Origin of the sequence: Streptomyces sp. NPDC057249 (assembly GCF_042669245.1) — a bacterium.
GTDB lineage: Bacteria > Actinomycetota > Actinomycetes > Streptomycetales > Streptomycetaceae > Streptomyces.
The window spans coordinates 1-13,147 of the sequence record NZ_JBHUXS010000016.1; the positions used below are offsets into that span (position 1 = coordinate 1).

General features: G+C 74.5%; 12 protein-coding genes. 8 read left to right on the plus strand and 4 right to left on the minus strand.

The window, feature by feature from the left end; all coding sequences use genetic code 11:
• Window positions 1–126: 126 nt before the first annotated feature.
• The 4 genes from ACFUJY_RS26325 to ACFUJY_RS26340 are packed head-to-tail and all read left to right on the plus strand — an operon-like array spanning window position 127 to window position 4,257.
• Window positions 127–1,377, plus strand: a complete 1,251-nt coding sequence (locus ACFUJY_RS26325; RefSeq protein ID WP_383304167.1) for an NAD(P)/FAD-dependent oxidoreductase — start codon at window positions 127–129, stop codon at window positions 1,375–1,377.
• Window positions 1,374–2,573, plus strand: coding sequence for a lycopene cyclase family protein (locus tag ACFUJY_RS26330; RefSeq protein WP_383304169.1), 1,200 nt, complete (start codon window positions 1,374–1,376; stop codon window positions 2,571–2,573). Before ACFUJY_RS26325 ends, ACFUJY_RS26330 begins: the two co-directional genes overlap by 4 nt.
• Window positions 2,570–2,710 carry a hypothetical protein gene (locus tag ACFUJY_RS26335; RefSeq protein WP_383304171.1) on the plus strand — a complete coding sequence of 47 codons (141 nt, stop codon included), beginning with the start codon at window positions 2,570–2,572 and terminating at the stop codon, window positions 2,708–2,710. The genes ACFUJY_RS26330 and ACFUJY_RS26335 overlap by 4 nt, the downstream gene beginning before the upstream one ends.
• Window positions 2,707–4,257, plus strand: coding sequence for an FAD-dependent oxidoreductase (locus ACFUJY_RS26340; protein WP_383304173.1), 1,551 nt, complete (start codon window positions 2,707–2,709; stop codon window positions 4,255–4,257). The genes ACFUJY_RS26335 and ACFUJY_RS26340 overlap by 4 nt, the downstream gene beginning before the upstream one ends.
• Before the next feature lie 5 nt (window positions 4,258–4,262).
• Here ACFUJY_RS26340 and ACFUJY_RS26345 read toward each other — a convergent pair whose 3' ends face one another.
• Genes ACFUJY_RS26345 through crtI form a run of 3 tightly spaced genes read right to left on the minus strand, consistent with a single transcriptional unit; the run spans window position 4,263 to window position 7,790 of the window.
• Window positions 4,263–5,267: a DUF5914 domain-containing protein gene (locus ACFUJY_RS26345; RefSeq protein WP_383304175.1), complete on the minus strand. Its 1,005-nt coding sequence runs from the start codon at window positions 5,265–5,267 to the stop codon at window positions 4,263–4,265.
• A complete protein-coding gene (locus ACFUJY_RS26350) occupies window positions 5,264–6,250 on the minus strand; it encodes a phytoene/squalene synthase family protein (RefSeq protein ID WP_383304177.1) in 987 nt (328 codons plus the stop codon). The genes ACFUJY_RS26345 and ACFUJY_RS26350 overlap by 4 nt, the downstream gene beginning before the upstream one ends.
• Complete coding sequence (crtI, locus tag ACFUJY_RS26355) at window positions 6,237–7,790, minus strand: phytoene desaturase family protein (protein WP_383304179.1); 1,554 nt, start codon at window positions 7,788–7,790, stop codon at window positions 6,237–6,239. The genes ACFUJY_RS26350 and crtI overlap by 14 nt, the downstream gene beginning before the upstream one ends.
• A gap of 258 nt (window positions 7,791–8,048) precedes the next feature.
• On the opposite strand from crtI, the gene ACFUJY_RS26360 reads away from it, so the two are divergent.
• From ACFUJY_RS26360 to ACFUJY_RS26375, 4 genes are all read left to right on the plus strand, one after another.
• A complete protein-coding gene (locus ACFUJY_RS26360; protein ID WP_383304181.1) occupies window positions 8,049–9,092 on the plus strand; it encodes an ABC transporter substrate-binding protein in 1,044 nt (347 codons plus the stop codon).
• 78 nt (window positions 9,093–9,170) lie between these two features.
• Window positions 9,171–10,175 carry a FecCD family ABC transporter permease gene (locus tag ACFUJY_RS26365; RefSeq protein WP_383304183.1) on the plus strand — a complete coding sequence of 335 codons (1,005 nt, stop codon included), beginning with the start codon at window positions 9,171–9,173 and terminating at the stop codon, window positions 10,173–10,175.
• Entirely contained in the window at window positions 10,172–11,245 is a 1,074-nt protein-coding gene (locus ACFUJY_RS26370; RefSeq protein WP_383304185.1) for a FecCD family ABC transporter permease, read from the plus strand. Before ACFUJY_RS26365 ends, ACFUJY_RS26370 begins: the two co-directional genes overlap by 4 nt.
• On the plus strand, window positions 11,242–12,138 hold the full coding sequence (locus ACFUJY_RS26375; RefSeq protein WP_383304187.1) for an ABC transporter ATP-binding protein: 897 nt from the start codon (window positions 11,242–11,244) through the stop codon (window positions 12,136–12,138). Before ACFUJY_RS26370 ends, ACFUJY_RS26375 begins: the two co-directional genes overlap by 4 nt.
• On the opposite strand, the gene ACFUJY_RS26380 is transcribed toward ACFUJY_RS26375, so the two are convergent.
• Window positions 12,045–13,061, minus strand: coding sequence for a right-handed parallel beta-helix repeat-containing protein (locus tag ACFUJY_RS26380; protein ID WP_383304189.1), 1,017 nt, complete (start codon window positions 13,059–13,061; stop codon window positions 12,045–12,047). The genes ACFUJY_RS26375 and ACFUJY_RS26380 overlap by 94 nt on opposite strands.
• Window positions 13,062–13,147: the final 86 nt, after the last annotated feature.

Here is a 13,147-nt window from a genome sequence, read left to right on the forward strand (position 1 = left end):
GCCCCGGTCCGCGCGCGGACCGGGGCCGGGGCTCCCGTGTCACCCGGTCCGCACATGCGTGGCTCCTCGCATCGGACCGCGGAACGTGGTCGGCTGGACGGAATGACCGCCGGGGCGAGGAGCGACATGACCGACGAACACCGCCGGCCCGCGGACGCCGTCGTCGTCGGCGCGGGCCTCGCCGGACTGGCCTGCGCCCTGGATCTCTGCCGCTCCGGCCTGAAGGTGGCCCTCCTGGAGGCGTCCGACTCGGTGGGCGGCCGGATGCGCACGGACCGCCGGGACGGATTCCTGCTCGACCGCGGCTTCCAGGTGTTCAACACCGCCTATCCACAGGTGAAGCGGCGCCTGGACCTCAGGAGCCTGCGGCTGCGGCCGTTCACCGCGGGCATCATCGCGCACACCCGGACGGGCCCCGTCCGCCTCGCCGACCCGACGCGCGAACAGGGCGCGGTGGGGGCGTTGCTGCCGGGCCGGGTCCTCTCCGCCCGCGACCTCGGCGCGCTGGCGGCGCTCACGGCACGGGACGCGGTGCTCCCCGCTTCCTCCGTCAGGCGCCGCCGCGACGAAACCACCTCGGCCGCGCTGTTCCGGGCCGGTCTGTCGGACGACGTCATCACCGGCGTACTCCGGCCGTTCCTGGCCGGGGTGTTCCTGGAGGACGGTCTGGAGACCTCCGCGCGGTTCTTCCACCTGGTCTGGCGGAGCATGGTGCGCGGGACGCTGTGCCTGCCCGCCCGGGGCATCGGCGCCGTACCCCACCAGCTCGCCCGGGGCCTCCCCGACGGCGTCCTCCGGCTCGGCACCCCCGTCGCGGAGATCACCGGCACGGGGGTCGCCCTGGAGGGCGGGAGCGAAGTACCCGCGAGCGTCGTCGTGGTGGCGACGGAACCGGCCGCCGCCGCCCGCCTGCTGCCGGGCCTGACCGTGCCGGACACGCGCACCGTCACCACGTATTACCACGCCACCGACCGCACACCCCTCGCCGAACCGACCCTGCTCGTGGACAGCACCGGGCCGGTCCTGAACACCTGCGTCCTCAGCGAGGTCGCCCCCACGTACGCACCGCCCGGCACCGCGCTGATCTCCACCTCCGTACTGGGCACCGACCTCCCGGGCCGCGGCCGGGCGGTGCTGCGGCGCCTGGGCGACCTGTACGCCACCGACACCGCCGGCTGGACGCAGATCGCCGCCCGCACGGTCGAGGGCGCCCTGCCTGCCATGCGCCCGCCCTGGCAGCTGAGCCGCACCACCCGCGTCCGCCCGGGCCGGTACGTGTGCGGGGACCACCGGGCCACCGGCTCCGTCCAGGGCGCCCTCGCCTCGGGCACCCGGGCGGCCCGGGAGGTGGCGGCGGATCTGGCGCGCCGGCCGTGAGCCGCTGCCACGTGGCCGTCGTCGGTGGCGGGGCGGCCGGACTCAGCCTCGCGCACCGTCTGACCGAGACCCGTGCCGCCACCGTCACCGTGATCGAGCCGCCGGACGGACCGCCGCGCCCGGCGGAGCGGACCTGGTGCTACTGGCACGCGGAGTCGGACGGCCTCGACGAAGCCGTCAGCGCGTCCTGGTCCGTGCTGCGGGTGCACGACGCCGACGGCCGCCCGGTCACCGTCGAACCGGCCCCCTTCACCTACCGCATGGTGCGCTCCGCCGACTTCGAACGCCTGGTGCACGGCCGGCTGGCCCGCGCGGACGGCGGACGCCTCCTGCGGGCCACGGCGGACGCGGTGCGCGGCGTGCCCGGCGGCGCCGAGGTCCGCTGCACACGGCCCGACGGCTCCACGGTCCACGTGCGCGCCCACCGCGTGTTCGACTCCCGGCCGCTGCCCGCCCTGCCACCCGCGCGCACCCGACTGCTCCAGCACTTCCGTGGCTGGTTCGTCCGCACCGCCACCGCCCGGTTCGATCCCGGGGTCGCCGACCTGATGGACTTCCGCGTCCCCCAGCCCGCCCACGGGCTCGCGTTCGGCTACGTGCTGCCCCTGGCCCCGGACCGGGCGCTCGTGGAGTACACCGAGTTCTCCCGCCGCCCCCTGACCACCCCGGCGTACGAGTCGGCGCTCGGCCACTACTGCCGCGACGTCCTCCGGCTCGGCACGCTCACGGTGGAGCGTACGGAGCAGGGGGCGATTCCGATGACCGACGCCCGCTTCCCGCACCGGGCCGGGCCCTCGGTGTTCCGGATCGGCACCGCGGGCGGCGCCACCCGCCCGGCCACCGGCTACACCTTCGCGGCCGTCCAACGGCAGAGCCGGGCCATCGCCGCCGCCCTGCGCGACGGACGGGGGTCCGTCCCCGCGCCCCACGGCCGACGGGCGCTCGCCATGGACGCCATCGTGCTCCGCGCGCTGGACACCGGCCGGATCGACGGCCCGGACTTCTTCACCGGCCTGTTCCGCCGGGTCCCGGCCGAACGGCTGCTGAGGTTCCTCGACGGCACTGCCTCGCTCCGGGAGGAGTGGGGCATCGGACTGCGCACCCCGGTCAGGCCGATGCTCGCCACCGCCGCCGAACTGCCGTTCCTCCCGCGCCGGGCCGGAGCCACCGCCGAAGACGGAGGGAACCGGCGATGACCCTGCCGTGGGACCGCGTCCCGGCCGGTCCGGTCCCGGTGCGGACCGCCCCCGCCGCCGGACGGCAGCCCGGCGGCGTGCACGCCCTCCTCGCCCGTAACGGCCGCCCGGCCACGACACCGGAGCACGCCCCGTGAACACCCGACCCCCCGCCGCCCGACGAGGCCGCGACCGCAAGGCCGAAATCCTGCTGCCCGCACCCGGCGCGGCACGCTTCCGACGAGGTGACGAGCCGTCCGTCGCCGTCGTCGGGGGCGGCATCGCCGGCCTCTCCGCGGCGACCCTGCTGGCCGAGCGCGGCGCCCGGGTGACCCTGTACGAGAAGGACGACGCGCTCGGCGGCCGGCTCTCCGGCCACCGCACCCTGCTGGCCGACGGCTCAGCGGTGACGATGACCCGCGGCTTCCACGCGTTCTTCCGCCAGTACTACAACCTGCGCGGCCTGCTCCGGCGTACCGACCCCGCCCTGGCACGCCTCGTACCCCTGCCCGACTACCCCCTGCGGCACAGCGGCGGCCTGACCGACAGCTTCGCCCGCGTCCCGAGGACGCCGCCGCTCAGCGCGCTCGGCTTCGTCGCGCTCAGCCCCACCTTCGGATGGCGGGACCTGGCCGCCATGGACCCCCGGGCCGCGCTCCCGCTCCTCGACGTCCGCGTCCCCGAGGTGTACGAGCGCTTCGACGGCGTCGGCGCGACCGCCTTCCTGGAGCGCGTGCGCTTCCCGGAGGCCGCCCACCATCTGGCGTTCGAGGTGTTCTCGCGCAGCTTCTTCGCCGACCCGCGCCAGCTGTCCGCCGCCGAACTGCTGCTGATGTTCCACATCTACTTCCTCGGCTCGTCCGAGGGGCTGCTCTTCGACGTACCGGCCGAGCCCTTCCCCCAGGCCCTCTGGGAACCCCTCGCGGCGTACGTCGACCGCCTCGGCGCGGACATCCGCACCGGGACGCCCGTGCACCGGATCACCCCTCGTGACGGCGGCGGCGCCCACGTGGACACCGAGACCGGCACCCACCGGCACGACGCCGTGGTGCTCGCCCTCGACACCGAGGGCCTGCGGCACACCGTCGCCGCGTCGCCCGGCCTCGGCACCGCGGGCTGGCGCGACGGCATCGCCGCCCTGCGCACCGCACCGCCCTTCCTGGTGTCCCGGCTCTGGCTCGACCGGCCCGTCCGCGCGGACCGGCCCGGCTTCCTCGGCACCAGCGGCTTCGACGGGCTCGATAACATCAGCACCCTGGAACGGTACGAGGGCGAGGCCGCCCGCTGGGCCGGGCGCACCGGCGGCTCCGTCGTGGAACTGCACGCGTACGCCGTCGACCCCGGGGCCGAACACAAGGCCGTACAGGAACGGCTCGTCGACCGGCTGCACCGGGTCTATCCGGAGACCCGTGACGCGCGCGTGGTCGACGCCCGGCACGAGTGGCGCTCCGACTGTCCGCTCTTCGAGGCCGGCACGTACCACCTGCGCCCCACCGTGCGCACCCCGCACCCCTGGCTGGCCCTCGCGGGGGACGGGGTCCGCTGCGCACTGCCCGTCGCCCTCATGGAACGGGCCGCCACCACCGGCTTCCTGGCGGCGAACGCCCTGCTCGCCGACCGGGGCGTCCGGGGCCAGGTGCTGTGGACGGTGCCCCGGAGGGGCCGCTCCCGCGTGCTCCGGGCGCTCGCCGCCGGGCGTGCCTGAACGCGTCAGCCCGGGAAGCGCCCGGTGCTGCGCAGCGCCCAGCGCCTCTCCGCGTACGCCAGGTCGTCCACCCACAGCCGCCCGGCCGTGCGGCGCATCAGCGGCCGCAGCACCGGGGCGGCGGCCCGCGCGAGCGCGAAGCCCGGCCGGTCCGAGGCGGCGAGCGTCGCCTCGACCACGGCGGTGCGCGGACGCTCGTGATCCGGACGGGTCAGGGGCGTCGCGTGCGTCTCCACCACGGAGGACACGCCCTCGCCGTCCGTGATGCGCATGACCACGGTACGCGGCCCCGGCGCCGTGAACTCGGCCCGCACCGGCACCACCAGGCGCCCCGCGACGCGGAAGGAGACGTCCACCACGAAGGCGTCGTCCTCGTCGCCCCGCGGTTCACGCACCACCGACAGATCGATGAACGAGTACGGGTGGAACCACGCACCGTGCCACGGGTCGAGCCGATTGGCCACCACGTCCTGCGGTTCGCACCGCCCGGCCGCCGTGAACACCGCGTCCACCGCGTCCCCGCGCGCGGGCCGCTCCGGCACCACGGGCCGGTCGGTGGGCTCCTCGCCCCCCACCTCGTCCAGCCGCACCCACACGAGTACGCCGTCGTCGTGGACCGGGAAGGGCTGCCAGCCGGCGAACGGGGCCCCGTCCAGGGCGAGTCCGTGCCAGTGGCACACCAGCGTGCCGCACACCACCCGGCTGTCCCGCAGCGGTGCGCCCAGGTGCGGGCAGACACCGGATCCGGCGCGCAGTTCACCGCCGTCCGTACGCCACAGCACGACCTCCGTCCCGCCGACGGTCCGGCCGTAAGGTTCACCGGCGCGGACGTCGCGCGAGGCGCCCACCACGTACCAGTTGCCGGACGGGCGCGTCATGGCCCGCTTCAGCGCCCCGGCGATGAGCGCCGGCCGGGCGTCGCGCCAAGTCGGCTCCTGCGCCGCCCAGTCGGGGCCGGAACCCCGCAGCCGCAGCGGTGGCGACCACCGCCCGCCGTTCCGCCGGGTCATCGCACCGGTTCCTTCCGCTCGGCTCCGGGGCCGGCCACCCCCGCCCGGCCGCGCGCACGCCACCGGGCCCCGGCCACGCGCAGCACCCCGAGGGCGGCCGTGGCGGCACGCCGTCGCCGGGAGACGACCGCGCGGCGGTGCAGGACGCGGTAGTCCTGCTCGGCGACCGCGTCGAGGATGCCGCCGTAGAGGGTGAACGCCGCGCGGATGCACGGGCGCACCCGCGGGTCGAGCATGCCGATGCCCGGCTCCGCCGTCCGGTACACCCCGCGCGTCAGCTCCGTCGCGGCCACCAGCGCGGCCCGGATGCGCGTGTCACCGCGCCCGGTGCGCCGGCTCCACTCCAGCAGCGCCCGGTCCACGCCATGGGCGGACAGCAGATCACCGGGCAGGTAGACGCGGCCCCGGTCGAGGTCCTCGCCCACGTCGCGTACGAAGTTGGTGAGCTGGAACGCCACGCCCAGCGCGGCCGCGTGCGGCTCGGCCTCCTGCCGGGGCACGACCGTACCGAGCACCGGCAGCATCTGCAGACCGATCACCGCGGCCGAACCGTGCACATACGTCTGCAGGTCGGCATAGGTGGGGTAGTGGGTGACGGTCAGGTCGGCCCTCATCGAGGACAGGAAGTCGGCGAACAGGTCGTGTCCGATGCCGTACCGGGCGGCGGTGTCGGCGACCGCCCGGACCACCGGCTCGGCACCCGTGCCGGTCCTCAGCCCCTGCGCCAGGTCGCTCTCCAGGCGCAGCAGCAGCCGGTCGCGCTCGGCGGGCGTCCGGTGCCGGTCCAGATCGTCGACGATGTCGTCGGCCCAGCGGGCGAAGCCGTACAGGGCGTGCACGGCGGACCGCCGCTCGGGCGGCAGGAGCCGGGTGGCCAGGAAGTACGTGCGGCCGTGGCGGGCGTTGAGCTGCCGGCACCGGGCGTACGCGGCGCGCAGCCCCGGGTCGGTGATACCGGCCGCGTCCAGTTCACGACGAGTCATCGGCACCTGCCCGGACCAGGGGGGAAGGGCCGGTGCGCAGCCGGCGGGGCCGCGGCCCGGCGACACCGGTGATCCGCGCGGCGGCCAGCTTGCCGCTGATGAGCACCGTCGGCACCCCGACGCCCGGAGTCGTGCCGCACCCCGCCAGGACCGCGTTCTCCGTCCCCCGCACGAGGTTGCGCGGGCGGAAGGGCCCGGTCTGGGCGAAGGTGTGCGACAGGGAGAACGGACTGCCGGCGGCGTGGCCCCGGGCCGTCCAGTCGAGCGGGGTCACCAGCAGCTCCTCCTCGACGCTGTCCGCGAACCCGTCCAGGCCCCGGCGTTCGAGTTCGCGGACCAGGCTGTCGCGGTAGCGCGGGCCGAGGTCCGCCCAGGCGGCGGCCGGGGGACCGGTCGTGGTGTTGGGGCACGGGGCGAGGACGTAGTGCAGATGGCGGCCCGGGGGCGCCAAAGACGGGTCGTGGGCCGTGGGGCGCGTGATCAGCAGCGAGGGGTCGCTCATCAGCGCGCCCGTACGGGTCAGCTCCTCGAACGTCCGCTCCCAGGCGGCGCCGAAGGAGAGGGTGTGGTGCGCGAGGTGCGGCCAGGTGCGGTCGGTGCCGGCGTGCAGCACCACGGCGGACGGGGAGTGACGCGGGCGCGCCGGGCGCAGCGGGCGGCGCCCCAGCAGCCGGTAGGCGGCGGCCGGTTCGCACGTGAGCACCACCGCGTCGCAGGGCACGCGTTCGCCGGACGCCAGGCGTACGGCCCGCACCCGCCCCGCCGACCGCTCCAGCGTGCTCACCTCGGCCGCCCACCGCAGATCGGCGCCCGCCTCCGCCGCCGCGTCGGCCATGGCCCGGGGGAGGGCGTGCATGCCGCCCTTCGGGAACCAGACGCCGGCCACGGTGTCCATGTAGGCGATCACGGCATAGGCCGCGAGCGCCCTGGCCGGGGCCACACCCGCGTACAGCGACTGGAACGAGAAGACGCGCCGCAGGCGTTCGTCGGAGAGGAAGCGGCCGATCCGGTGGTCGAGGCGCCCGAACCCGCCCAGCGCCGCGAGCCGGGCCAGATCCGGGTGCAGCAGTTGGAACGGTGAATCGAAGTTCGTGTCGATGAACCGGCGCATCTGCGCCCGGTACAGGCGTTCCAGCCACCGCCGCAGATCGCGGTAGCCCGCCGCCTCCGCCGGTCCGGCGAAGCGCCGCACCTCCGCCTCCATCGCCTCGCCGTCGGTGTGCACGTCGAGCGAGGACCCGTCCGCGAAGCACGCCCGGTACGCCGGGTGCAGGGCCGTCAGTTCGACCCGGCGGTACAGGCTGTCGCCCACGGCGGCGAACGCCTCGTCGGCCAGGTGCGGCATGGTCAGCACCGTGGGACCGGTGTCGGTCTCGAACCCGCCGAGCCGCAGCCTCCCCGCCCGGCCCCCGGGACCCGCGTCCCGTTCGACCACGGTGACCCGGCGGCCCGCCCCCAGCAGATGCAGGGCACAGGCCAGTCCGGACAAGCCCGCGCCCACCACGACGACATGGCCGGTGGGTCCGGGTACGGCCTTCACGCGACCTCTCCGTCCGGCGGTCCGGGCATGCGCGGCCCCCTCTTCCCTCTCGCACGCGTGCCGGTCTCCTGCCGGAACGCGTATCGGGCGATCTCACCCCCGGGCGGCGGTGGATGCGGGGTTCACCGCGGCGTGTCGCCCCGCGAGTCCTCCGGTCGGCGTACGTTCCGGGGCGGTGGTTCGCGCGCGTGAGGTGTGTATAAGGTGTGCCTTACCTAACGGTTCAACGCTGAACAAGCGACGCTCTTGGAGTACCTCATGCTCTTCCGAAGGCACGGTCTGGCCGCGGCTTCCGTCGTCCTGGTGGCCCTGGCCTCCCTGTCGGCCTGTGGCAGCGACAGCGGCCCGGCGAACGGATCCGCCGCCTCCGGGGCGGCCAAGGATTCGAAGTCGGTGGCCCAGGGCGGCAAGGACTTCGGGGACGCGGCGGCGGAGACCGCCGCGATGGGCACGGACGCCAAGCCCGGTCAGTGGCCGCGGACGATCCGCCACGCCATGGGCAAGACGGTCGTCGAGCACCGCCCCGAACGCGTGGTCGTCCTCGACGTCGGTGAGCTCGATAACGTTGTCTCCCTCGGCGTGAAGCCGGTCGGCCTCGCCCCGAGCGAGGGCTCCCCCGAACTGCCCGCCTATCTCAAGGACGACGCGGGCAAGCCGGCGCACGTCGGCACCATCAACAGCCTCAACCTGGAGGCCATCGCCGCGCTCAAGCCCGACCTCATCCTGGGCAGCCAGCTGCGCGCCGCCAAGTCCTACGACGAGCTGTCGCAGATCGCGCCGACCGTCTTCTCCATCCGCCCCGGCTTCACGTGGAAGGAGAACTACCTTCTCAACGCGGCGGCCCTCGACAAGACCGCCGCGGCCGAGAAGAACCTCGCCGCGTACGAGGCGAAGACGAAGGACCTCGCGGCCCGGCTGGGCGCCGACAAGCCGACCGTGTCCATGCTGCGCTTCATGGCCGAGGGGCGCATCCGCCTCTACGCCAACGACTCCTTCATCGGCACCATCCTCAAGGACGTCGGCATCCCGCGGCCCAAGAACCAGGACATCGCCGACCTCGCGACCGAGATCAGCGCCGAGAACATCGACCAGGCCGACGCCGACTACATCTTCACCGGCGTGTACGGAAGCCCCAAGGCCACGCAGAAGAGCGAGGTCCAGCGCAACCCGCTCTGGAAGAACCTGAACGCCGTCAAGAAGGGGCACGCCTTCGACGTGCCCGACGAGACCTGGTACCTCGGGCTCGGTGTCACCGCGGCCGACACCGTCCTGGACGACCTGGAGAAGTACCTCACCAGCTGAGACGTCGCGGCGCCCGCCCGGGCGCCGCGCTCTCCCGTTCGCCGAAGCACCCGCGAGGAAGGAAAGTGAGTGCGGCACATGGCGCGAACCGATCGGCGCCGCCTCGTCCACCTGACGCTCTGTCTGGCACTCCTGCTCGTCGCCGCCCTGCTGAGCCTCGCGGTGGGCAGCCGGGCGGTCGCGCCCGGCGAGGCCCTCTCGGCGCTCCTGCACGGCGGCACCAGTGACAACGCCCAAGTGGTCAGGGCCATGCGGGTCCCGCGCACCGTCACCGGGGTGCTCGCGGGCGCCGCACTCGCGGTGGCGGGGACCGTGATGCAGGGCATCACCCGCAACCCGATCGCCGAACCCGGCATCCTCGGCGTCAGCCAGGGCGCCTCGGTCGGCGTGGTCTGCGCCCTCACCTTCTGCGGGGTGCACACCCTCACCGGGTACATCTGGTTCGCGTTCGCCGGTGCCGCGCTGGCCGCCGTCGCGGTCTACGCCGTCGCGGCCGGCGGGTACCGCGGTGCCTCGCCCGTGAAGCTCGCGCTCTCCGGCGCCGCGATGAACGCCCTCCTGGGCGCGGTGGTCTCCGCGGTCGTCACCACGGACGCCCGCGCCCTGGACGAGTTCCGGTTCTGGCAGGTCGGTTCCATCGACGGCCGGGGCCCCGAAGTCATCGCCCAGATCTGGCCGTTCGTCCTGGCCGGGCTGGTGCTGAGCGCGGTGCTGGCCCGCGGCCTGGACGCGCTCGCCCTCGGGGACGAGGCGGCCAAGGGCCTTGGCCACAACGTGGGCCTGCTGCGGGTGGGCGGCGCCGCGGCGGCGACCGTGCTCACCGGCGCGGCGGTCGCCGCCGCCGGGCCGATCGCCTTCACCGGACTGGCCGTTCCGCACATCGCGCGGGCCCTGGTGGGCACGGCGCACCGCTGGGTGCTGCCGGTCGCGGCCGTGCTCGGCCCGGTGATGATCCTGCTCTCCGACGTGCTCGGCCGCATCGTGTTCCCGCCCTCGGAGGTACCGGTCGCCGTGATGACCGCGCTGCTCGGTGTGCCGTTCCTCGTCGCCCTTGTACGGCGCAAGGCGGTGGTCGCGGCATGAACCGCACCGCAGTGGCCCCGCCCCGGGTCCGGCCGGCCGGGCACGCCGTGCTGCGCCCGGGACGCGCCAGCTTCCTCGTGCACCGCAGGGCGGCGCTCGTGGCCGTCGCGCTCGCCGTCCTGCTGCTGGCCGCCGTGGTGGCGTACCTGTGCGTCGGCGAGTCCTTCGTTTCACCCGGCTCGGTGGTGGACGTCCTGCTCGGCCGGCCGAGCCCGGACGAGTTCGTCGTCGGCACCCTGCGGCTGCCGCGCCTGACGGTCGGACTGCTGGCCGGACTCGCCTTCGGGGTGGCCGGAGCCCTCATCCAGACCGTGGCCCGCAACCCCCTGGCCAGCCCCGACATCATCGGGGTGACCCACGGGGCGGGAGCCGCGACGGTCGCCGCGATGAGTTTCGGCCTGGTCGGCTACACCGCACTGCCCTACGTGTCCGTCGGCGGCGGCCTGGCCGCGGCGCTGCTGGTGTACGCCTTCGCCTGGCGCCGCGGCATGCACGCCTCGCGCTTCGTGCTCATCGGCATCGGGGTCTCCGTCGCGCTCGGCTCGCTGACCCAGCTGTTCCTCACGAAGGGCGACTTCCTCGTCGCCCAGCAGGCGAAGGTCTGGCTCACCGGCTCGCTCAACAGCCGGGGCTACGAGGACGCCGCACCGCTCGCCACGGTCCTCCTGCTGGCGATCCCCGCGACGCTGTGGGCCGCCAGGGCCCAGCGGGGGGCGTCCCTGGACGACGACACGGCGGCGTCGCTGGGCATCCGGCTCGACCGGGTACGGCTCGGCCTGACCGCCCTCGGCGTCGTGCTGGCCTCCATGGCCACCGGGGCGTGCGGACCCGTCGACTTCGTCGCCCTGCTCGCCCCGCAGATCGCCCGCCGGCTCTCCCGGACGCCGCAGACCCCGCTGCTGTCCTCGGCGCTCACCGGCGCACTGGTGGTCGTGGTCGCGGACCTGCTGGCCCGGCGCCTGTTCTCACCCGTCGAACTCCCCGTCGGCGTCCTGACCGCAGCGGTGGGCGCCCCTTACCTGATGTGGCTGATCGCGCGTGGCCGCAGCCGTTCCGGAGGCACCTCATGACCCGCAGCCGACTCGCCGCCCGGTCCCTGACGCTGGCGTACGAGGACCGCACCGTCGTCGACGGACTGGACCTGGACATCCCCGACGGGCAGGTCACGGTCATCGTCGGCCCCAACGCCTGCGGCAAGTCCACGCTGCTGCGCGCCCTGGGCCGGCTGCTCAAGCCGAGCGGCGGCTCCGTACTGCTCGACGGCGCGGAGCTCGCCGGGCTGCCCGGGCGCCGGATCGCCCGGACGGTCGGGGTGCTTCCGCAGAGCCCCGTCCCGCCCGACGGCATCACGGTCGCGGACCTCGTGGCGCGCGGCCGCCAGCCGTACCAGAAGTGGTGGCAGCAGTGGTCCGAGGCCGATGAACGTGCCGTCACGGAGGCCCTGGAGCACACCGGCACCGCCGCGCTCGCCGACCGCTCGGTCGACGAGCTCTCGGGCGGCCAGCGGCAGCGTGTGTGGATCGCGATGGCCCTGGCGCAGGAGACCGAGATCCTCCTGCTGGACGAGCCGACCACGTACCTCGACATCGCCCACCAGGTGGAGGTGCTCGACCTGGTGCGCCGCCTCAACCACGAGCGCGGTCGCACCGTCGTCGCCGTGCTCCACGACCTCAACCAGGCCGCTCGCTACGCCGACCACCTCGTCGCCATGCGCGAAGGGCGGGTCATCGCCCAGGGGCCGCCGTCCGGCATCGTCACCGCCGATCTGGTCCGCGAGGTCTTCGGCCTCGACGCGACCGTCGTCCCCGACCCGGTCACCGGCAGCCCCCTCGTGGTGCCCGGCGCGCCCTGGCGGCCCGCCGGAGACGGTCAGGTGACGGGGACGCCCGGATTGACCAGCCCGGCGCCGCCGGTCACCCGGTTGTCCGAGGTCACCGTGGCCGGGCAGGCCGACGAGGCGTAGTTGGTGACGTCGATGGCGAAGCGGGTGGGGCCGCTGGCGCCGGTCAGGTCGGCGCTGTTGTTGCGGAAGACCGTGCCGCAGCCCCAGCCCGGGTCCTGGGTGTGGGTCTGGAAGCCGTCGTTGGTCGTGCCGGTGCCCCGGTTGTTCTCGACCGTGTAGCCGTTGCCCTTGATGTCCACCCACGAGTCGTCGTAGTTGGCCCCGGTGAGACCGTCGCCGTCGAAGGTGTTCCCGGAGATCAGGCCGCCCGTGGTGCCCTCCTTGATGTCGATGTTCTCGCCGCCGACGCCGGGGCCGATCACGTTGTCGAGGATGCGGACGTGGTCGCTGGCGTCCGTGAGGGTGTTCGCCGTGCCGACGTACACCCCCTCGCCCATCCCGTTGCCCGACAGGCCCGTGTCGTGGATGAAGGAGTTCCGGACCACTCCGTAGCTGCTCGACGTCCGGAAGTGGATGCCCTCCATGGTCGTGTGGTGGATCTCGACCGAGTCGGCCACGACGTGGTCGGAGGCGTCGATCATGATGCCCTTCTGGCCGCCGGTGACGGTGATGCCCCGGATCACCCAGTACGGCGCACTCGTGAGCTGGATGCCGTTCCCGCCGCCCGTGGGGGTGGTCAGGACCGCGGCCCGCGAGCCGGTCAGGGTGATCGGCGCGCTCGCGGTGCCACCCCGCGTGATCTTGAAGTTGCCGGAGTAGGAGCCGTCCGCCAGTTCGATCGTCTGCCCTGGTGCGACCGCGGACAGCGCGGCCTTGAGTTCCTTGCCGTTCGTCACCCGCACCACCGCCGCGCCAGTGGCCCCGGACGCGGCCGATGCGGCACCGGGTGTGCCGAGCAGGCCGGCGCCGACGAGGACCGCGGCGACGGCGGTGCGCCGCACCGGACGCCCGGACCGGGCGGAAGGGACAGGGCTGCGGAACATGGCGGAACCTCACCTCTTGGCAGGGGCACAACAATTTGCGGGGTGCCTTAGATTGGACTGGACCAAGAGGGCAGTCAAGGGGGTGC